Origin of the sequence: Chitinophaga sp. GbtcB8, from assembly GCF_019091455.1 — a bacterium.
Taxonomy (GTDB): Bacteria; Bacteroidota; Bacteroidia; order Chitinophagales; family Chitinophagaceae; genus Chitinophaga.
The window spans coordinates 156,143-178,050 of record NZ_JAGXJN010000010.1 but is presented as its reverse complement, the minus strand read 5'-3'; the positions used below and the strand labels follow the sequence as shown (position 1 = coordinate 178,050).

Here is a 21,908-nt window from a genome sequence, read left to right as displayed (position 1 = left end):
ATCAGTAAGTGTAAGGGACTAAAATAGCTGTAATACCGCCAGGTAAGGCTTTGCGGTAAATGGGTATAAAATGGGTAGAACAGGCTGCACAAACCGGACACTTATATGATGAAAATGAGATCCTTCAGAAAAACGTATACTGCTAAACGTTAGCACAGGGCTGTAACATTATGATCCTTTGCTGCGTTTTACGGTTGTTTGACTTTTTTACGTAGCAGTTGTTAGCATCAAAAAGGGGCAAAGCATCAATTTAGTTTTTATTCATTCATTATTTGACCATTAATTATACCTATTAAATGAAAAAGCATCTTTTGTTATTGACCACCGCCCTTTCCTGCGGTTTGTTGTCCCATGCACAGGTTTCCTTTGGCGTAAAAGCCGGTTTTAGCCTGGCTGGTATGAGCTCCAAGTACGATAATCCACTTACCCAGCCTGACACAAAAGCACTTCCCGCATTCCATGCAGGTGTTATTGCCGACATTTCCCTGTCGGAAAACTTTTCCCTGCAACCCGGCCTGTTTTACAGCGCCAAAGGGGCTAAGACGGAGCAAATAGTTCCCGGCCCGGCAGATGGACCGGTGAAATTAGAGTCTACTGCCCACCTCAATTACCTGGAGCTGCCGGTTAATTTCCTGTATAAACATGAGCTGGGCCCCGGTAAAATATTTGCCGGTTTCGGACCTTACCTGGCGTATGGTGTTGGCGGTAAAATAAAAGTTAACTATGGTGGCGATGAAGCCCAAGACATTGATATAAAATTTAAAAATGAACAGAGCGATTCTCTGCTGGATGTAGCTTATGTAAAACCCTTTGACGCAGGCGCCAATTTTATAGCCGGTTACGAGTTTAAAATGGGTTTAGTGTTCAGCGTAAATTATAGCCTGGGCCTGATCAATACCAGTCCTTATGATAACGAAACTGAAAAGAACCATTACCTGGGCATCAGTGTAGGCTACCTGCTGCATAAGCGTAAGTAAAAAGTGGAATATAATTTTTGTATTTATAAACAGTATATACCTATTTAATGAAAAAACATCTTTTGTTATTAACCGCAGCCCTCTCCTGCGGATTGTTTTCCTATGCACAGGTTTCTTTTGGCGTAAAAGCCGGTTTTAGTTTAGCTGGTATGAGTTCCAAGAACGTCATAACAGACAATACACCTTACGAGGCTAACACAAAAACACTTCCCGCATTCCATGCAGGTATTATTGCCGACATTTCTCTGGCAAAAAACTTTTCCCTGCAACCCGGTCTGTTTTATAGCGCCAAAGGGGCTAAGCTGCATCAAATAACTACCGGCCCGGCCGATGAAACGGAGAAAGTAGTGTCTACTGCCCGCCTCAATTACCTGGAGCTGCCGGTTAATTTCCTGTATAAACGTGCGCTGGGCCCTGGTAAAATATTTGCCGGTTTTGGCCCTTACCTGGCTTATGGCGTTGGCGGTAAAATAAAAACTGAATATGAGCATTATGCAAGCAGGGAAAGTGAGGTAAAATTTGAAAACAAAGAGGACTATGCTGCTGGTATAACTTATGTAAAACCTTTTGATGCCGGCGCCAATTTCATTGCCGGTTATGAGCTTAAAATGGGTCTGCTGTTCAGCGTAAATTACAGCCTGGGTTTAACCAATACCAGCCCATATGAAAGTGAAACTCAAAAGAATCATTACCTGGGTATCAGTGTAGGTTACCTGCTGCATAAGCATAAATAAGAAAGGGTAGTTCCTGCCTTATATCGCTAACATGACTATTTTAATCGCATTTTAAGCGGGACGCATGGGGGTAAGGATTAAATTTGGCGTCTAGTTATAAGAAGAGTACCATTTAACCTAACAATATGTATTACATCACCAGGCGGCTGCTTCCATTGGAAGCCAGCCGCCGCGGATGGTGGTATCCGGCCACTATTCCTATATTTTGCCTGCTATTGAACAATACTACCCCACGTAGTATTCCTGCTTTTTTAACAACCGGTATTCCCGGTGCGGTACACTTCTTCTCTTTTTTTTACCAGCAATCGTCATGTAAAACCTCATGAAATGCAAATGGCAATGCCAGTACCTATTACTATACTAAACCAGGCAACCGGAACACCGCATAACGATGTTCACAACCGGTTCGACCTTATTCTTCCATGCTGTAATCCACCCGGCGAATGGACGCATCAATTGATCGAAGATTTTCATTTGCTGCAACAACAGCTGCCGGATACCTTCATACAGCTTATACTGGTGAATGACGGTTCTGTAAGGAACTTCACCGCCACGCAGATCCAGGAGCTGAAAGAGGTTATTCCGGATATCCGCATCATCAATCACCCGGTGAACCGGGGCAAAGGATATGCCCTGCGGCTGGGAGTGGCCCTGGCAGAGAATCCTTACCAGGTTTGCAGCGATTATGATATGCCCTTTGGCGTGGAAGCCATTTGCCGGGCATACCATCAGCTATTGCGGGGAAGCGATGTAGTCGCAGGTGTGCGGGGCAGGCAGTATACCAACCTGCTGCCCATTCAGCGCAGGTTCATTACCCGTATTAACCGCCTGCTGAACCGGTATGTGCTGCGCCTGCCGGTAGATGATGCGCAGGCAGGCCTGAAAGCCTTTAACGGTAATGGGCGAAGGGAATTCCTCTCCACCCGCATCAACGGATTTTTATATGATAGCGAGTTTGTGCACCGCAGCGGTAAGAACCGGCAGCTGGCTATTACCAAGATCAGCATCCGTTGCAGAAAAGAGATCCGCTTTTCCGATTTCAAGCTAAAGACCCTGTTCAGGGAATGCTTTAATTTTGTAACCATCCTGTTGATCGATTAACATGCAGAAAAAGATCCTGATCAGTGTAGATGTAGAAGAATTTGATATCCCGGAGGAATATGGCCAGTCCCTGGAGATGGAGCAAAAACTAGCGGTATCCCGCAACGGCCTGCTTAAAACACTGGAGCTGTTCCATACCCTGAACATACGCGCCACTTTTTTCGTTACCGCTTACTGGGCGCAGCAACATCCGGCGCTGCTGCAGCAGATCGCTGAAAAACATGAGATCGCATCACATGCATTTTATCATGACCGGTTTGAAGAAGCAGACCTGTTACATTCACGCCTGACACTGGAAGCTATTTGCGGTAAGCCGGTAAAAGGCTTCCGTATGCCGCGCCTGCAGCCCGTAAGCCTAACCGCATTGCAAAAAGCCGGATATATATATGATGCCTCTTTAAACCCCACCTGGCTGCCTGGCCGGTATAACAATTTACACCGCCCGCGGCAGGTGTTCCGCGAAGCGCAGCTATGGATTATGCCCGCCTCCGTAACACCGGTATTACGCCTGCCTGTTTTCTGGTTAAGTGTTAAGAACCTGCCTTTATGGTTCAGCAAAACCTGTATACGGCGCATTTTACGGAAAGGGGATCATTGCTCCTTTTACTTTCACCCCTGGGAGCTGGAAGACCTGCATACCTACCAGCTGCCCTGGTATGTGAAACGGGTATGCGGCCGGCAGCTGGAAAATAAGCTGGCAGCGCTTTTCACCTGGCTGCAAAAGGAAGGTGTATTTATTTCACATACCGACTATTTACCTGCACCCACACATGCAGCGGATGCGCAGGCAGGCAAAATGTAGAGGCGGAAGGTCATACACTGCATTTCACTTTTATATCTTACCTTTTTACTTCTTACTTTCCGAAATGTCCGGATCTTACCGGTCAAAGTCGTTTTTACCCCTCATGTGGCTAAAGGGGCTGCGCTACTTTTGTATCATCACAAACACAAAAACGCAAAACCTAAAACCACTTGTATGTTACACTTGATTATGAAAAATTTACTCAAAACACATCATCCTCTTAAATCAATACTACTCATTGCAATCCTCATGTTTGCAGCATCCCCCTCAAACGGGCAACAGAACAAACCTTCCAATAGTGGTTACGCGCCTGTTAATGGCATCAAAGTTTATTTCGAAGTATATGGCGAGGGCAAACCTTTAGTTTTACTACACGGCGCCTTTATGACAATTGATCTGAACTGGGGCCAGTGAATCCCTGAGCTGTCAAAAACCAGGAAAGGAATAGCTAGTGAATTGCAGGGACATGGACATACACAGTTTTCAGACAGAAAATTATCGCATGCCACTTTAGCGAGTGATGTAGAAGGAGTAATGGACCACCTGAAAATTGACAGTGCGGATGTAGCAGGATATAGTTATGGCGGCGCTATAGCTTACCAGTTTGCTATACAAAGCCCTAAACGGTTAAGAAAATTAGTGATCATTTCTGCTACGTATAAAAGTAATGGCTGGCTGCCTGAAGTGAACAGTGGATTTAAAATGATGAAGCCTGAGCTTTTTACGAACACGCCGATGAAAGCCGCATACGACGCCGTGGCTCCTGATAAAACAAAATGGACAAAGTTCCTAGAGCAGATGATCGCCTCCGCCGGAACGCCCTACGACCTGGGCGACTCCAATATTTCAAAAATTTCTGCACCTGTATTAATTATATCCGGCGACAATGATGGCCTGGACAAAATTGAGCTGATAAAAACATATCAGCTGCTGGGAGGCGCTATCTGTGGTGATTTCAGACCCATGCCCAAATCGCAGCTGGCCATTGTACCTTCGCAGGGCCATGTTAGCCTGATGATGCAGACCTCAACGATCCTGACCTACCTGAACAATTTTTTAAAGTAACCTGAATAGAATAACAACTTTCATCTTAATTATACAAACGAATAAAATGAGAAAAATAATTGTTTTTTCAATGATCACACTGGATGGTGTTATGCAAGCACCCGGTGGCCCCGGAGAAGATACATCAGGCGGCTTCAAATATGGCGGCTGGACGTCCTCTTATGGCGACGAGCTTTTTGGCAAGATCATGGCAGAAGAGCTGAAACCCGCAGATTATCTTTTGGGCAGAAAAACGTTTGATATTTTTGAATCCTACTGGCCCCAACACGCTGACTTTTGGCCAGGCATCAATGACGGTACCAAATACGTTCTGTCGCAGACCAAGGAGAAATCAGATTGGAAGAATACCGTTTTCCTGAAAAGTCCGGCAGATATCGAAAAGCTTAAGCATTCAGAGGGTGGTGACATTCATGTTTGGGGCAGTAGTAAGCTCATTCAACTGTTACTTAAGCATGACCTGGCGGACGAGCTCCGGCTCAAAATTTACCCCGTGCTTCTTGGTGAAGGAAAAAAGCTGTTCGAAAACGGCACGATCCCGACAGCGTTTACATTAACAGAAAGCCATGTAACATCAAAAGGGGTTATTATAGCCTATTACAAGCGGGCCGGAGAAGTAGTAACAGGCGATGTTGAAGCTTAAGGAAGAAGGGTAAAACGTAATTATATAAGATCATAAATGTAAAGTGGAATGCAGCTAATAAGGGGCTGTATTCCACTTTTACATTTTTACTTTTACCTCACAATAAAAACCCCCCGCTGGTAAAAACCGGCAGGGGTCTCGTGTCAATCAAAATCTAAAGTCAGTCAATTCTCTCTTCTATCAATCATAACTCCAGGAATAGTTGCAGGACAGGTTTTATATAGGATAGGAGTATTTATTTGATCGCAAATTTGCGTGTGATCTTATCATTCATCTCCCGCAGGTGTATCCTGGTCATATTATCCAGGCCCGGGTTCAGCATATTCTTTTTGATCAATGCCTGCTGCTTTTGCAGCTCATCCCTTAAAATGCCCTGCAGGTCAGAGAATGTTGGGTGAAATGCCCCAAACAATATCTGGTACGGGTCGTCCGGGGCAAAAGCCTGTTCCAGCACGCGGTTCAGGTAGGCTTGCTGCAGGTTGCGGCGGTACACATCCACATTTTTGCCCTGGTATAATTCCGTATAAATGGCTTTATCCATATCCGTCAGGAACTCCTGCACGCCATAACCTTTTTTACCTTCTTCAATTTCTGCGGTTAACAGGCGGCTTAAGCGGTTACGGGTTACCAGGGTGCCAACAGCGGAAATTTGCAGCTCAGATAATTCCTTGGTAAAATTCACCTGGCATCTTTCAATCAGGCTTTTTTCGTTTAGCCACATAGGTGTGGTAAAAAATTCCTTTTTAAGAAATTCCATGGCCTCCTGCTGTTTGGCTTTAGACACAATTTCTTCCACCGGGCCGGGCTCCGCGCCTACTTTAGGCGTATGGTACACGCCGCCAATGTATTTTATTACGTGGCCGGTGTACATTACGTACTGGCTCCATACAGTACCTAACATCTCTTTGGCGGCATCAGACTCCTCCTGCGGTGCGGTGGTCCATGCGGCCAGCTGCGGCAGTATGCGTTTCAGGTTCTTAATACCGTACAAACTGGCTTTCATGGCATTATCGCCCAGGTCCTCATTCTGGCTGCGCGGGTCTGCAGGTTCCATCTCATTGCCAAAAAATAAACGGTGGTTCTTTTTCAGGCTGTCGGTAACCATTTTAGTAAATGCCAGCTGTTCTTCCCAGGGCGATCTGTATTCCGGATGCCAGCGGTACCCCCATGCAATGGCCCATTTATCATAGTCGTTAATACGGGGGAACAGGCCTGCTTCGCCGATATTATCTTCCGGCTGCGCCACGTAGTTGAAACGGGCATAGTCCATAATGGAAGGCGTATGGCCATACTTTTCCACCCAGCGTTTATTACGCAGGCTATCTACCGGCACGGTGGAGGATGCGCCAAAGTTATGACGCAGGCCTAGCGTATGCCCTACTTCGTGGCTGGATACAAAGCGGATCAGCTGCCCCATGAGCTCATCATCAAACTCACGTTTGCGCGCGCGGGGATCAACGGCAGCGCACTGCACCAGGTACCAGTCGTGCAATAATTTCATTACGTTATGGTACCAGAAAATATGGCTTTCAATGATCTCGCCGCTGCGCGGGTCTGCCACGTTAGGGCCCATGGCATTCATGATCTGCGAAGGGCGGTAAATAATGGCAGAGTGGCTGGCATCGTCCAGGCTCCAGGTGCTGTCTTCCTGTTCTGTTGGCGCCATGCGGGCATACACGGCATTTTTAAAACCAGCGCCTTCAAAAGCATTTTGCCAGTCGTTCACACCCTGTATCAGGTAAGGCACCCACTTTTTAGGCGTAGCAGGATCAATATAAAATACAATGGGCTTTACCGGTTCTACCAGCTCTCCCCTTTTATATTTTTCAACATCTGCCGGTTTAGGCTCCAGGCGCCAGCGTTTTGCATATACTACCTCTTTCACACCCTGCGGGTTGGCATCAAAGTCACGGAAGCCGGTGGCAAAATAACCCACGCGCTCATCCAGCAGGCGGCCCTGCATGGGCTTTTCAGGCAGCAGCACAAACGAAGAGTTCAGCTCCATGGAGTAATTAGGCCCGGAAGGGTTGAGCCCTGCTGCATATGTTTTCAGGGCCCGCACCTCCAGGTTTGTGGCATAGGTATGTACGTATTTAATATAGCTCCGGTCGTTCTGCTGGCCGCTTACACCGGCCCGTTGTTTTATTTTATCGCCATGGAAATATAAGATATCATTATCACTGTTCAGCAGCTCCGTTACATCTATCACCAGCGCAGTAGAATCCTGGTTAAAGGCGGCAATGGGGAAAGCATATGCAATAGGCTGCACATTGTTCTTCTGCACTGCATTGAACATAGCGCGGGAACTGTCTGATGTATATTCCGTGAACGACAGCCTTCTCATAAACAGCTTGTTGGAAGGGCCTCTTTCAAAGCTGTAAATGGCCTCCCCTATTTCATCGCCCGCCAGGCCCCAGGGCCCGTTACGCATATCTACAGAGGCTTTGGCAATCCTGTTCACCGTCATAATATAGCGGCCGAACAGGGAAAAGGGGATCTCGAAATAATACTTATCCTCTTTGGTATGCACAGTAATAAAACCCTTGCTGCTGCGCATGTCTTTGGTGATCACCTCCTCATACTTTTTAACAGGCTGCGGACCGGTTTTCTTTTTAAGGGAATCCGCATTGTTCTTGTCAGCAGCTGCAGCTGTTGTGGTGTCTTTTTTATGCTTCTGGGCTATTGCCATGCTGCTAATACTCATTACAGCGCATAACAGCAGAGCCGCAAAAGATCCGGATCTTCGTTGCATCATAAAATCTATTAATGGTGTTGTGTGTGAATTATCTTGGGTTAGGTGTTATTTCAGGATTCAGTTTTATGTATATGTTGGCTATCGGGAACACATAACGGTTGCTGTTAGGCGCCAGCGTATAGGTTTGCCCGCGGAAATTACTCCGGGTTACCGTGGTGGCAAAGTCTGCTTCCCGGTTCAAACGTTTCTGGTCAAACCAGCGGAAACCGCGGCCCATCAGCTCTCGGCTGCGTTCATTCAATACCTGGCGTAAAGCTGTTTTCGCGTCTGTAACACGCAGGTCCGTATAGTCGGCAGGTTTATAGCGGTGTTTGCGCAGCTCATTCAGCACATCCAGCGCAGGACCCACATTACCGGCACGCGCTTCGGATTCTGCTTTGATCAGCATCATTTCCGGCACACAGGGGCCGGTATACACGCCCTGGCTGTTAATACGCATACGGTAATAACCGCGGCCAATAAATCCATTTCCGGGAAAGTTAGCCCCATCTGCCGTAAACAATGTGTAACGCAGGTCGGTATTCTCCAGCAGCGCCAGCAGGTCATCACTTAGCGGAAAGGTGGGCAGTGCAAGGGTCATTGATTTTAGAAAAATGATCTCAGGATCCTGCAGCTTCAGTGGCAGCCCGGCGGCATTATCAGCATAATCTGCCAGGTTTAACAAGGTATGCTGCCTTGCAAGCGCACTATCCGCATACTTTCCTGCATCTGCATACAATCCCTGCTGCAGGCTGGCCCTGGCCAGTATAGCATATACTGCTGCACGCGAAGGGATAGAAGAATAGGACGCTACATCTGCCAGCTCAGGCAGCGCTGCCTGCAGATCGTTTTTTACCAGGTCATACACTTCTTTAACAGATGCTCTTTTCAGGCTGCCGGTAAAATCGGGCACCGTTAATACCGGTACGCCCGCATCGCCGGCTGCAGTAGCAGCATCATATTGTTTGGCATAAATATTCACCAGCGTGTAAAAAGCATACGCACGGTGCACTAACGCCTGTGCATATATGTTCCTTTTCTCCATTTCCGTACCGCCATCGCTGTCCAGCACACCGGCAGTTACCAGGTTGCAGTAATACACCTGTTTATAAAGCCCGTCCCAGTCCCCGTCATTTACATCAATAAAAATCTCCGGCGCCCAGGTATAGCCTTTTACATCAAGGTCCCGCATATTTTTCTGGTAGTTGGTATCGCTGATATTCACTTCATCAGACGCCATCTCCGGGTAGTAGTATGTTTTTTCCATTACCTGCGAATAGTTCAGCAGGGCCTGGAAATCTTTTGTATAATGCAGGGTACGCGTGCCCACCTGGTCTATTTCCACGTATTTGCGGCAACCGGCTCCTGTTAATAAAAAAAGAGCCGCCACAGTTATATATATGATCCTGTTCATTATTGGCAAGTATTTAGAAAGTAACATTGACATTGAAAGAATAATTCCTCACCGGCGGCCAGCTGGTATAAGATCCTGAGAACATGTAATCCGGGTCTATATGCTCTTTATTCTTACGCCAGATGATGCCCAGGTTATTAGCGGAGGCCCGCACGCTCAGCGACTTCATTACCTTTATGCGGTTCAGCATTGTGGAGGGCAGCGTATACCCCAGCGATACCATCTGCAGGCGTATATGATCCCCGTCAATCACATTCACTGACGACGTCATGTAACGTTGTATGCTGGTGCCATTGAAGTTCATAAGGCCCGGTACATTGGTAAAGGCTTCATCACCAGGTTTGCGCCAGCGGTTCACCAGGGTTTTGCTGGTGCTAAGAAATCCGCTGGACTCACTGCCGGTAGGGTAATTACTAATGCTGATATCATTTTTCAACACCTTGTATCCCATGTAATAAGAGAGCTGCATACCCAGCGAGAACTGCTTCCAGCGCAGGTTCTGCGAAAAGCCGCCAAACCAGGGTGCTGTAGTGCGCCCGGCATATAACAGATCCTCCGGCGTAAAATCCGTTGTTTCGGAAGAAGAAATGATCTTACCGTTGCGGTCATAGATCTGCGACTGCCCCTGGTTATCCAGACCTGCCCAGCGGTATACAAACAGGTTATCCGTAGGGTAACCGGTGGCAACAACAGGTGATCCTGATGGCGAGGTGGTTTTGTTCGGGAAACGGTTGTCCGTTACTTTATTAGTGCTGTAAGTAATATTAAAGCTGGCATTCCAGTTCCAGTCCCTGCTTCTCAGCACATCCCCGGAAACGCTGAATTCCACACCATGGCTGCGCATATCCGCAGCGTTATAGGATAAGAAATCCCAGCCATAGGTAGGGTTAATGGGCAGGCTGGATAAAATGCCGTAAGAATGTTTGTTATAGATATCCAGGGTTACCATTAAGCGGCTGGCAAACAGCGTTGCATCTGTTCCAAAGTTCAGGGTACGGGTAGTTTCCCAGCTCAGGTCGCGGTTCGCAGGCAGCCCCACATAAGCACCGGGTAACGCCTGTGTAATGCCATCCGGAGCTACCAGGCTAATAATCGCAAAAGGTGTGGCAGACATGGGAATGGTGCCACCGGTGCCCAATGAAGCGCGTACATCCAGGCCATTTACCCAGCGCACATTTTCCAGGAACGATTCCCGTTTCAGATCCCATTTCAAACCTGCTGACCATAATGGTTTGGCCCTGTTCCTGCGCTCCACGCCTACCAGGTTATGATCATCAAACCGCAGGCTGCCTGAGGCCGTGTAACGGTAATCATAGGTATAGGAAGCATTTCCGTAATAGGAAAGGTAACGCGCCTTGCTCACCAGTATGTTGGATTGCTGCGCACCAATGGTAGCAGTGCTGCCATAAAATGTTTTATACGGTGTGGTAGGGTTTACGGATACAGAGTTATAGGTATCTTCATCAAATCCAAAATGCCCCTGGCTGTAACCGCTGGCGGTAGATTGGCGGATCTCAGTACCGGCAATCATATTAAGCTGGTGCTTGTCGCTAATGCGTTTGTCAATGCTTAGCTGCCCCCGCAAAGAATAATCTTCCGTTGCCGTATGGCTGGTATACATAATGCCTCCCAATGGAACGCCGTAAACAGGTTTGCCATTGGTGAAGGAAGTGCCGGTATTAATAAGGCTTTTCACTACATAAGAGTTCTGCTTCTGCAGGTTGCTCATGTCTACCAGGTTACGCTGGTACATACCGGAAAAGTCCAGGTGCAGCCATTCTGTGATATTACCCCTGATCTGGGAAGTAAGGCGGGTGGCCGTGGTTTTGTAAACGTTGCTGGATTGCAGCTCCTCCAGCGGGCTGTAGGTCCAGGGGATCATACCCAGCCTGGTAAGGCTGTCAATCACATGCGGCATATAATCAATGGCGCGGTTTATAGGTTTGCCCTGCTCATCCACCAGCATATCATAAGGCCGCAGGCCCAGGTTACCGGGGCTCATGGCTGTTTGCGCAGCACCATTCACCATACGGTCACTATACACCTGGTTTAAACCGGTGGTGATGGTCAGGCGCCTGTTAAAGAAATCGTTGGTAAGGTTGGCCAGTAATGAATAATTTTTGCTGCTGTTGTTCTTAAACACCGGTGAGTTGGCGGAGTAATTGCCGGAAATATAATAGCTGGTATTACCTGCCCCGCCGGAGAGGGACAAATTATATTGCTGTGTAACCGCCTGCTGCATCAGGTATTTGCGCAACTGGCTGCTGTTATTACGCTGTGAAAGCTCCTGCAGCTTTGCATCCAGCTGCGTGGAGCCGATGTCTCCGCGCTGGGCTGCATACATAGCCAATACGGCATCATCTACATTTTGATAGCGCCAGTACGTGGTAGGATCGGATTTAAAATATCCCTTATCATACAGCTCTTTCTCAAAATCCACATATTGCGCGCTGTTCATCATATTGGCCTTGCTCATATCCGGTGTGGATGAAACACTGATGGTGGAGCTGGCCGTTACGCTGGTACGGCCTTTCATACCCTTTTTAGTTTCAATCACTATTACGCCGTTAGCAGCCCTGGATCCCCAGATAGAGGCTGCTGCCGCATCTTTCAGGAAGGTAATGCTCTGGATATCGGCCGGGTTAAAAATGCTTAATATGGTAGCGTTGCTGACGGGTATTCCACTGCGGGAGTTTGGGCTTACAGCACCTTCACCCAAAGGAGAGCCGGGATAGTTAGCCAGGTTCTGCTCAATGGCAGGGAAACCATCAATAACGATCAGCGGCGTGCTTACATTTGGTACATTCCCGGTGGCAAAGTTATTGGCGCCCCTGATCTGTATCCGGTTATTGGCCAGGTCAAAATGTACGCCAGGCACTTTGCCTTCCAGCCTTTCAGCCAGGTTAATGGAAGGGTTGGCATCAATTTCTTTTGCAGTAATAAGGGTGTAAGACCCGGTGGATGTATAACGGTTGATCTTCTGATAACCGGTGCTGGCAACGCTTACCTCTACTGGTCCCAGCTCAAGCCTTTGTTTGTACATCACCAGGCGAAGGTCTACTGTTTCCCCTTTTACCTTTATTTTCTTTTCCAGCTTTGAATAGCTGATGTGGGTGATCACCAGCGTATAGTTACCCGGCGGCACTTCACCAAAGGAAAAACTGCCTGCCGGATCTGTTACAATGTGCAGGTTCAGCGGCTGTAAGGTCAGGGATGCATTTTCTATCGGCTGGCTTTCCTCATCCAGCAAACGGCCAAAAATATACTGCGGTTTTTCCTGTGCAGCACGGTCCAGCAGCTGGTTTAAAACAGACTTTTTGCTGATCACAATGGTCCGGTCCTTAAAGGTGTAGCTTAAAGGCAGGTCCTGCAAAGCCTCATTCATAAAGCTTTTAAGCGGCTGTTCCTTTGCATTCAGCGTAACGCCCTGCAGCGTATCCACCATGCCCTGGTCATAAAAAACCACGTAGCCGGTTTGCTGTTTGATAGCCTTAAATACGTTCACCAATGACTCATTCCTGCAGGTATAGGAAACGGTCTGCGAATAGCTGCTGGCGCTTACCTGTAAACAGGCGGCCAGCAAGATGATGGTTGATAACTTCATAACACGCAGTGTTAGAATGCGTAACCGGCGGTTGTCCTTTAAATTGTCGTCCCCCGACAACCGGTTACTGCTGCCTACAGGCATGGCAATAACCTCCCGGTTACAAAAAGTCTTAAAATGCATACTTTTGTAAAGGTTTTTGGTTGATTATAATAATTGTGTCTTTCAGCAGACCTTATTCTAAACCGGCCAAACGCTCTGCCGTTCTACCTCCCCGTAGAACGGCTTCTTTTTTCGCGCGGGTTTGCCCGTAGGTTAGCCGGGCAATACGATTAGCTTCTTTTCATTTTCTATTTTAAATTTTACATCCATTGTTTGCAGTATTTCCAGCACTTCAGACAGGGGCAGGCTGCGTTGTATTTCCCCGCCGAACTTGCGTACCGGTACTTTGCCGCTGAACACTACTTCTATATCATACCAGCGGGCCAGCTGCCGCATTACTTCCGGCAGTCCTTTGCCGCTAAAGTCAAAGCTGCCGTTCTTCCAGGCTATGGCCTGGTCGGTATCCGTATGGTTCAGCACCTGCAGGCTGCCATTGGCAGTGGTTTGCGCCTGCTGGCCGGGTAACAGCACCTGGCCTGCAGCGCCGGCTGTTACTTTGATGCTGCCTTGCAGCAGGGTGGTATTTACCGTGGCCTCATCCGTATAGGCGTTTATGTTAAAGCTGGTGCCCAGCACCTGTATGGCAGTATGGTTGGCTGTTACCATAAAAGGTTTGTTAGCCATTTGCGCTACTTCAAAGTACACCTCCCCCGTTACCGTTACATTCCGTTCTGCACCGGTAAAGGCCGTGGGGTATGTAATGGACGATGCAGCATTCAGCCATACGCCCGTGCCATCCGGCAGGGTTAAGCGGAACTGCCCGCCCCTGGGTGTTGTAAGGGTATTATAACTTAACAGCGCGCCGCTGTTAGCTGCATTATACAGTAAGTGCCCGCCCTGCTGGCTCACCGTGGCATTGCCCTGTTGAATGGTGCGGTTACCGGCGCTGTCCAGCATTAGCGTGGAACCATCTGCCAGGGTAAGCACTGCTTTGTTGCTGCCGGGCAAAATAACGGGTACTGCTGCCTGGCTTATTTCCTGCCGGGTGGCTAAGCGCTGCTGCCAGATAATAACACCGGCCAGCAGCATCACTCCTATTACCGCTGCTGCGGCCCAGCCATAACGGTACAGCGGTATTACCCGTTTTTGCGGAGCGCCTAAAATATTCAGTAATAAAGGCTGTCCTGTTTCCTTATTGAAACGCGCATCTGCTACAGACAGCGCTTCCCATTGCTGCTGCAGCAGTGCTGATAGCTGCGCCGGCGAGCCGGGATCGCTGGCCATTAACTCCATCAGCTCCGCTTCCTCTTCCGTGGTGATCCTGTCGTTGTAGTAAAGCTCAAATAAATGTTGAATACGTTCCCTGGATGTCATGGATCAGATTGGTGGTTTGTATATAAGACAAAACGGGAATTGAAAAAGTAGATATGGGTCAGCAAAAAAATCTATAAAAATTTCCGGAGCAGTAATAAAGGGATGGTAATCAGGGGATGGCGCTCTTTTATATAATCGCTGATGGCGGCTACGGCCAGCTGCATATATTTTTTAACGGTAGGCACGGTAAGCCCGGTTTGGGCGGCTATTTCGGCCTGGCGCAGGCGCTGCCGGCGGCTCAGCAGGTATACTTTTTTCTGCTGGGGCGGCAGGTGGTGAATGGCTTCATCTATCAGGGAATGCAGGGTATGCAGGTCATCATCTTTTTCTGTTTCCGTGTATTCCTGCAGGTAAGCGGTACGGTTACTTCTTTCCCGGGCCGTTTTCTGCAAAGCGTTCAGGGCCCGGTTCTTAGCCATTACCCACAGGTAGGGCCTGAAGGCAGTGATATTACCAAGGCTTTCCCTGGTTATCCAGATCTTGAAGAATACATCCTGCACAATTTCTTCCGTTTCAGGTAATGAGCGGGTGATGCGGAATACATGCGTAGACAGCAGCGGGTAGTATTGGTTGAATAATACGGTAAAAGCAGCTTCATCTCCTGCCGACACTTTTTTCAATAACACCTGCTCTTCCCCTAAAGGTGCCTCTTCTGCACTCAAAATTACCTCCTGGATTTACTTTACTACCGGATAAAAATAGTAAAAATGAAATTCGGGAAAAGATAAAATTCGTGCTATTTACTCCGATCTTAAGGATTGTATAGGATTTACCAGCGCGGCTTTTATAGACTGGAAGCTGATGGTGAACAGGGCCACAGCCACCGCCAGCAGGCCGGATAGGGCAAACACCCACCACTCCACCGTGGTGCGGTAGGCAAAACCCTGCAGCCATTGGTACATGACATACCATACCACCGGCACCGCTATAACAACCGCTATGAGCACCAGCTCTATCAGGTCTTTTGAAAGCAGTGTTACTACATTCAGCACAGAGGCGCCCATTACTTTGCGGATGCCTATTTCCTTGGTGCGCTGCACCGTGCTGTAAGCTACCAGGCCCAGTAAACCCAGGCAGGACACAAAAATGGCCAGTATGGAAAAATAGAAGAACAGGTTACCAAAACGTTCTTCGCCACGGTATTGCTTGTCAAAAGAAGCATCCAGGAAGTTATAGGTGAAGGGGCGGCCCGGTATCAGCGCATTCCATTGTTTTTCAATGGCAGCCATGGTATTGGGCAGGCCGGCAGCCGTTACATGTACAGAAAGCTGCCAGAAGCTGGAGGGCTCAATGCGCATGGTTAAAGGTTTTATTGCCTGCTGCAGGGAGCGTACATGGAAATCTTTTAACACCCCTATGATCTTTCCTTCCCGGCCCCATTGGCTAAAACGCCTGCCTATGGCCTGCTGCGGGGTACTGTACCCAAGCACTTTTGCAGTGGCTTCGTTAATGACCATGGCCTGGGTAGAATCTGTAGGCATATCCAGCGAAAAAGCGCGGCCTGCTGCCAGCTTCAGTTTATACTGACTGATATAATCAAAGTCTACGAAATAAAGATCCATGTTGGATTCCTGCATTTCACTGCTCACATTCTCCAGTTTCGTATAGGCGCTGGCACTGCTGCCACCTGGTACTGCGCTGGAAAAGGTGCTGCCCTTTACCCCTTTCAGGCGGCTGATGGCATCCCGGAAAGCATATTGCGGCTTTTCTACAAAAGTGCTGATCACCAGCATCTGGTCTTTTTGAAAACCCAGGTCCTGGCTGCGCATATAGCTCATTTGCCGGTACACAATTATGGTGGCGGCTATTAAGGTCAGGGAAATGGTGAACTGCGTTATTACCAAACCTTTTCTAAGCAGCACACCTTTGCCCCCGGTGGTGAACCGCCCTTTGAGCACCGTTACCGGTCTGAAAGCTGACAGCACCCATGCCGGGTAGCTGCCTGCCAGCAAACCAATACCCATAGCGCCCAGCCACAGGCACCCGATCGCGGGCCAGTTCTGGAACAGGCCTTTACTCACCGTTTTACCGGCCAGCTGGTTAAATAAGGGTATCAGCAGGGAGGAGAGGATCAGCGTTAATAAAAAGGCGCTGAAACAAAGTATAATGGATTCCCCGATGAACTGCAGGGAAAGCTGGTGCCTTACGGCGCCCACCACTTTGCGGGTGCCTACTTCTTTTGCACGTTCTGCTGCACGGGCGGTAGTAAGGTTAATAAAGTTGAAACAGGCTATCAGCAGTATCAGCACTGCTACTACAGAAAAAATATACACATTGCGTTCGCTGCCATCCACCCCGCTATAGTCCTTGTTGCCAAAGTGCAGGTACACGTCTTTCAGCGGGTGTAAGGTAAGCGTGTAATACATTTTGTTCTTTGCCATCATTTCACCGATGTGGCGCTGAAAAAAGGCCGGCAGCTTTGCTTCCAGCGTTTTGGGATTGGTGTGCGGGTACAGCAGCAGGTAAGATGCGGGGTGATGATTCGTCCAGTTATCCGCATAATTCTTTGCATACACCTGTATAAGACTGGGCATAGATAACAGCATGCTTGCTTTTATCTGCGAGTTTTCCGGGAAGTCCTCCATTAAGCCGGTTACCGTAGCCGTTCTGCCGCCATCCTCTGTGTCAAACATGAGTGTTTGCCCTACCGGATCCTCATTCCCAAAATATTTTTTAGCCGTGGTTTGTGTAAGCACTACGGTGAAGGGCGCCTGCAAAGCCTTATCTATATCCCCTTTCAGCAGCTTAAAATCAAACACGCGGAAAAAGGTAGAATCTACAGCGCGTATATTATCCTCCTGGAATTTAAGGTTCCCTTTCCTTACCAGCACCTCCAGGTCAGCCACCCGCACATAAGATTCCACTTCCGGGAAATCATTTTTAATGGCCGGTACAACCGGGATGTTGGTGATACCACTGTGTATAACCTCTGTAGGGGTTTTTACATCTGTAGCCAGGCGGTAAATGCGGTCGGCCTTCGTGTGAAAGCTATCATAGCTTAATTCAAAATGAACGTACAGGAAAATGAGGAAGCAGGCCGTCATACCAACCGCCAGGCCGGTAATGTTTATAAAAGAGAAAACTTTATGCTTCCAGAGGTTGCGCAGGGCAATTTTCAGGTAATTCTTAAGCATGTGCAGGCGCTTTAGCTGTTGGGGACGCAACAAACCTGCCAACACCGTATAATTGCCAGCAGAGCGGGTTACAGGTTCCCGGTGCGGACAAAGCTGTCCGCCCGCGAACGGGCATTGTCCGTTTACGGACAATACTTCGGGCACGTTAATTGCGGCCCCGTAGAACCATAACGGTTAAATATAAGCTGCTGATGATGAAGCGTATAGTTATACTATTAATGTTATTAATGCCTGGTTTTAGCGCTCTGGCACAGTTTAGCGATTCTACCCACTATTATGTAAAGTATGCCTCTACCGGCTCTATTAACCGTACTAACGACGGCAATTCCTATTTGCTGAACAATATGGCCGCTTTTAAGGTAAGCAAGAAAAAAGTGGTGCTGAATGCCGGCGCCAGCTATGTGTATGGGCAGCAGGACAAAGCGCTGACCAATAATGATGTAACAGCAGCGCTTGACTTTAACCTGTACCAGCGCAACCGCCACTTTTTTTACTGGGGACTGGCCAGCTACGATAAAAGCTTTTCCCTGAAGATCAACAACCGTTTCCAGGGAGGCCTGGGCGCAGCCTATGATGTGATCAGCCGCCCCAATGCCACACTTACATTAAGTGACGGGATCCTGTTCGAGAACAGCGATCTTTTCCTGAAAGATACCATCCCGGATGTATATCACACTTTCCGTAACTCTTTCCGGGTTACCTATAAATGGACCATTAAGAACATTGTTGTGCTGGAAGGCGCCCAATATTTCCAGCAATCCCTCCAGAACGGGGAAGACTATATTATTAAAAGCACCAACTCCCTTTCCCTGAAGCTGCGTTCCTGGCTGGCTATTACTGCTGCCCTTAGCTATAACAAGCTAAATCGTACCGACCGGGAGAATCTGCTCATCAACTACGGTGTGACAATAGAGAAATATTTTTAGCACGCGGTACAATCATTCAGATTTTTATTAATTTGTCCACAGAACAAGGATGCCAACTATCTTATGAGTCGTCAACACCTATTTGGTATAATCAAACAAGTGGTAGATAAGTATTTTGATTTCATGGAGGAGATCCGCGGCAACCAGTACATAGCAGAAGAAGTACCGGATGCCATGACAGACCACCGCCACCTCCCCGATGATGAAGAAATAACCTACTGGAAACCCCTTCCCAGCACTGTAACAGATACACAGCTGTATTTGCTGGAAGAGTTCTTAGGCAGCCAGCTACCCCCCTCTTACAAAGCCTTTTTACAGTACCTGCATTTTATTGAGCTACCGCTGGGCCTGCCCCGTATCTCATTCTTCAAAAGCATTCCCGATGACTGGCTGGATAGCATGAAAGAATGGATCATTGGATACCCTGCAGAGCTGATGGATCATGGCTACCTGCCCATAGCTGATTACAGCGATTATGGCGTGGTATGTTTTGACAGCCATGGCACTACCCAGCCTGATGTGGATTACCCCCTGGTATGGCTGGATCATGAGGATAACTACACAAAGCCAAGACCCTTAGCTGCAAACTTTGTGGAGCTGTTTGAGAAGCTGGATGTGCAGCTGGATAAATGGATTGTAAGGAAGCGGGCGGAGAGGGATAATTGATAATTGAATGCAGCGGATGTATTACTGGTAGTAACTTATTGCCCCTTCTCCACGACTTCTTCATAGATGCCCCTTTCTATGGTAATGCCAGCCTGCTCTAAAAACTGCGGCATGTTAAAACCGATTTTTTTGTATTCCGCCTGCACAGCGGCTTTTGCGTTGTTGATCACGGTTTCATTTTCCCATACCGCTACGGTTACAAAGATTAAATTCCCTTTTTCATCCCTATGCTGGTAAGCGGCATCGTGTATAAATCCCGGTAGTTGCTTAATGAAATTGCGGTTGTAATTTACCCGTTGCATAAAGGTATCAATAGCGGGCTGCGGTACTATGAACCGGTCGATCAGTGTTTGTTGTGTCATAATTTTCTTGTTGTTTTGTTGTCCGGAAACCTGGGTGAATGCCAGTAGCAGCAATAAACACAGGCAGCTGAATTGTTTCATATTTTTAATGCAAAGCTATTGGGGAAATAAGCGGGTGGATTGTAAAAAATCATTGATTAATATCGTAAGATGAATATTGTAGCATATAACCCAGCTTTCCGGGATGCCTGTATTGCTATTTTTGAGAGTAATATGCCTGCATTCTTTGCACCGGAAGAAAAGGCCTTATTTACAGACTGGCTGGATAACCATACTACAACAGGTTATTATGTAGCAGAACGAGATGGCGGCATTCTTGCCTGCGGAGGTGTTTTTTACTTTCCTGAGAAACAGGTAGCTGTACTTACCTGGGGCATGGTGCATGCGGATCATCACCGCCAGGGCATTGGCAAATTATTTACGCGCTATAGGTTGGAATTGCTGCAAAAACAGCACCCGGGAGTGGTTTGCAGAATTGAAACCAGCCAGCACACGAAGGCATTTTATGAAAGGCTGGGGTTTGTTGCAAAAGAGGTTGTAAAAGACGGTTTTGGGAAAGGGCTGGATAAGTGGGAGATGGAGATGGGTCATGCATTCAAAACATAACTGGTGCTTCTTCCCCCGGCAGCTTCTTTTACTAAAAGGCCACGTTCTATGAGATCCTGAATGTCACGGATCGCTGTATCCTGTGAACATTTAGCAATGGTAGCCCATTTAGATGAAGTTAATTTGCCGTGGAATCCATCCAATAATTTATTCAGCATCAGCCTTTGCCTCTCATTAATGGATTGTGCTGCCGGATTCTCCCAGAATCTTGCTTTCCTGATGACGGCTGCAAGTGTATCATCTGTAGCGGTTATAGCACGGTTAAGACATGTTAAAAACCAATCCAGCCAGGCTGTTATGTCAAGTGTATCTTTTTGAGTTCTCTCAAGTATGTCGTAATAATTTTTCCGTTCAATCCTGATCTGTGCAGACATGCTATAAAAGCGTTGCCTGCTGCCATCAGCACGTGATAGCTGCATATCAGTGATAGCGCGCGTAATACGTCCATTACCATCATCAAAAGGATGAATAGTTACGAACCAAAGATGTGCAATTGCAGCCTTTAATACAGGATCCAGTTTATCTTCTGTATTAAACCAATCCAGGAATTGGCTCATTTCTTTATCAAGAATATCTGCATCCGGCGCCTGAAAATGTACTTTTGTACGCCCCATAGCGCCGGATACAACTTGCATAGGATCATTTTTTGCGTTATCGCGCCATGCTCCTACCACAATTTTGTGCATGCCGCTGCGTCCCGTAGGAAATAATGATGCATGCCATCCAAAAAGGCGTTCATCAGCTAAAGGCAAAGTATACTGCTGTGTTGCATCCAGCATCATTTCAACAACACCCTCAACGTTCCTGTCCGAAGGAACCAGCCCTGCAACATCCATTCCCAAACGTCGTGCGATAGAAGAACGTACCTGGTCAGGATTCAATATCTCACCTTCTATTTCGCTGGATTTCAAAACATCCATCGTCAGCGTTTGAAGGGTAGCCTCTTCCTTTAAACGGAAACCTAAGCCCTCCATCTGCCCTAAAAGCCTGCCCTGGCGGTAGCGTACTTCCGCCAGCAGCATGCCAACTTGCTCGCTATTCCATTGAAAATCAGGCCATTCCTTTAATTGATGGATATACATTCTATGCATATTATGCGTCGAATATAGCCCTTATTCTCCGCAAAAGCAATTTATTCTACGCAAATTATGCGGAGGATAAGGGCTTTATTCTCCGCATTTGCTGTTACTTTTATCAGTTTTCAGACAATTAATTTTAGTTTTACTAAAGATTACTAACGCATGGAGCTTCATCATGAAAGCCATACTTTACTTCCATAACATTTAGTTGTTGCAAATAATCTTTCGAATTTATATTTATAACCTTGATAAGGTGCTGCCCTTTGTCATGGATTATTTTGTAATAGACATCATTACATTCATTGTTAATCGATCTCACAAATAAAACAGAGTCATCTCCAGCAACATCTTTGATGTTTTCGTATATCACATTTTCATTGATTCCATCTTTATATAGCACCATTGTATACTCCTTATCATCTGGTTTATTTGAACTAATCAGTGAAATATGCCCTACAAGTTCTATTTGTTTCTCAGTGAAAATATCAAAACAGCCAGCGGCTAAAAACAGTACACTTCCGAAAACTACCTTAATCTTCATTGTATTTAAACTTTTCGAAAAAAAACTTGAATTTAAAATATATCCCGGCATTTTTCCATCCCCATTGCATCCTCCGCTATAAATACCTATTTTAAAGCCTAATATTT

The 21,908-nt window shown here is 47.2% G+C and carries 19 protein-coding genes; 10 read left to right on the top strand and 9 right to left on the bottom strand.

What is annotated here, in order from left to right; genetic code table 11:
• The first annotated feature begins 296 nt into the window (after positions 1–296).
• The 7 genes from KVT36_RS12130 to KVT36_RS12100 all read left to right on the top strand — a co-directional run bounded on the left by KVT36_RS12130 (position 297) and on the right by KVT36_RS12100 (position 5,319).
• Positions 297–977 carry a porin family protein gene (locus KVT36_RS12130; protein WP_217603760.1) on the top strand — a complete coding sequence of 227 codons (681 nt, stop codon included), beginning with the start codon at positions 297–299 and terminating at the stop codon, positions 975–977.
• Positions 978–1,024: 47 nt separating this feature from the next.
• Positions 1,025–1,711, top strand: a complete 687-nt coding sequence (locus tag KVT36_RS12125; RefSeq protein WP_217603759.1) for a porin family protein — start codon at positions 1,025–1,027, stop codon at positions 1,709–1,711.
• A 333-nt stretch (positions 1,712–2,044) separates the two neighbouring features.
• Entirely contained in the window at positions 2,045–2,812 is a 768-nt protein-coding gene (locus tag KVT36_RS12120) for a glycosyltransferase (RefSeq protein ID WP_217603758.1), read from the top strand.
• 1 nt (position 2,813) lies between these two features.
• Positions 2,814–3,614 (top strand): polysaccharide deacetylase family protein, encoded by an 801-nt coding sequence (locus KVT36_RS12115; RefSeq protein WP_217603757.1) that lies wholly within the window; start codon positions 2,814–2,816, stop codon positions 3,612–3,614.
• Between the two features lie 174 nt (positions 3,615–3,788).
• Positions 3,789–4,028 carry an alpha/beta fold hydrolase gene (locus tag KVT36_RS12110; protein WP_217603756.1) on the top strand — a complete coding sequence of 80 codons (240 nt, stop codon included), beginning with the start codon at positions 3,789–3,791 and terminating at the stop codon, positions 4,026–4,028.
• Positions 4,029–4,679, top strand: a complete 651-nt coding sequence (locus KVT36_RS12105) for an alpha/beta fold hydrolase (RefSeq protein ID WP_368670020.1) — start codon at positions 4,029–4,031, stop codon at positions 4,677–4,679.
• Between the two features lie 46 nt (positions 4,680–4,725).
• Positions 4,726–5,319, top strand: coding sequence for a dihydrofolate reductase family protein (locus KVT36_RS12100; protein WP_217603754.1), 594 nt, complete (start codon positions 4,726–4,728; stop codon positions 5,317–5,319).
• A 235-nt stretch (positions 5,320–5,554) separates the two neighbouring features.
• Here the strand turns inward: KVT36_RS12100 and KVT36_RS12095 are convergent, their stop codons facing one another.
• The 6 genes from KVT36_RS12095 to KVT36_RS12070 all read right to left on the bottom strand — a co-directional run bounded on the left by KVT36_RS12095 (position 5,555) and on the right by KVT36_RS12070 (position 17,621).
• Entirely contained in the window at positions 5,555–8,074 is a 2,520-nt protein-coding gene (locus KVT36_RS12095; protein ID WP_217603753.1) for a zinc-dependent metalloprotease, read from the bottom strand.
• 28 nt (positions 8,075–8,102) lie between these two features.
• A complete protein-coding gene (locus KVT36_RS12090) occupies positions 8,103–9,467 on the bottom strand; it encodes a RagB/SusD family nutrient uptake outer membrane protein (protein WP_217603752.1) in 1,365 nt (454 codons plus the stop codon).
• Positions 9,468–9,480: 13 nt separating this feature from the next.
• Positions 9,481–13,071: a SusC/RagA family TonB-linked outer membrane protein gene (locus KVT36_RS12085; RefSeq protein ID WP_217603751.1), complete on the bottom strand. Its 3,591-nt coding sequence runs from the start codon at positions 13,069–13,071 to the stop codon at positions 9,481–9,483.
• Between the two features lie 255 nt (positions 13,072–13,326).
• Positions 13,327–14,487, bottom strand: a complete 1,161-nt coding sequence (locus KVT36_RS12080) for a FecR family protein (RefSeq protein WP_217603750.1) — start codon at positions 14,485–14,487, stop codon at positions 13,327–13,329.
• Between the two features lie 71 nt (positions 14,488–14,558).
• Positions 14,559–15,149: an RNA polymerase sigma factor gene (locus KVT36_RS12075; protein WP_217603749.1), complete on the bottom strand. Its 591-nt coding sequence runs from the start codon at positions 15,147–15,149 to the stop codon at positions 14,559–14,561.
• Positions 15,150–15,227: 78 nt separating this feature from the next.
• Entirely contained in the window at positions 15,228–17,621 is a 2,394-nt protein-coding gene (locus KVT36_RS12070) for an ABC transporter permease (protein WP_217603748.1), read from the bottom strand.
• A 191-nt stretch (positions 17,622–17,812) separates the two neighbouring features.
• Here KVT36_RS12070 and KVT36_RS12065 point away from each other — a divergent pair, with 191 nt between their 5' ends.
• Together KVT36_RS12065 and KVT36_RS12060 are read left to right on the top strand one after the other, a co-directional pair.
• The gene (locus KVT36_RS12065; protein WP_254639962.1) at positions 17,813–18,547 is read left to right on the top strand and encodes a DUF481 domain-containing protein; all 735 of its coding nucleotides are present in this window, start codon (positions 17,813–17,815) and stop codon (positions 18,545–18,547) included.
• Positions 18,548–18,610: 63 nt separating this feature from the next.
• The gene (locus tag KVT36_RS12060; protein ID WP_217603747.1) at positions 18,611–19,213 is read left to right on the top strand and encodes an SMI1/KNR4 family protein; all 603 of its coding nucleotides are present in this window, start codon (positions 18,611–18,613) and stop codon (positions 19,211–19,213) included.
• Positions 19,214–19,248: 35 nt separating this feature from the next.
• On the opposite strand, the gene KVT36_RS12055 is transcribed toward KVT36_RS12060, so the two are convergent.
• The gene (locus tag KVT36_RS12055) at positions 19,249–19,575 is read right to left on the bottom strand and encodes a hypothetical protein (protein WP_217603746.1); all 327 of its coding nucleotides are present in this window, start codon (positions 19,573–19,575) and stop codon (positions 19,249–19,251) included.
• Positions 19,576–19,725: 150 nt separating this feature from the next.
• On the opposite strand from KVT36_RS12055, the gene KVT36_RS12050 reads away from it, so the two are divergent.
• Positions 19,726–20,181, top strand: coding sequence for a GNAT family N-acetyltransferase (locus KVT36_RS12050; RefSeq protein WP_217603745.1), 456 nt, complete (start codon positions 19,726–19,728; stop codon positions 20,179–20,181).
• Here KVT36_RS12050 and KVT36_RS12045 read toward each other — a convergent pair.
• Entirely contained in the window at positions 20,163–21,263 is a 1,101-nt protein-coding gene (locus KVT36_RS12045) for a Fic family protein (protein WP_217603744.1), read from the bottom strand. The two genes, KVT36_RS12050 and KVT36_RS12045, sit on opposite strands and share 19 nt — an antisense overlap.
• A 142-nt stretch (positions 21,264–21,405) precedes the next feature.
• A complete protein-coding gene (locus tag KVT36_RS12040; protein WP_217603743.1) occupies positions 21,406–21,801 on the bottom strand; it encodes a hypothetical protein in 396 nt (131 codons plus the stop codon).
• Positions 21,802–21,908 lie beyond the last annotated feature (107 nt).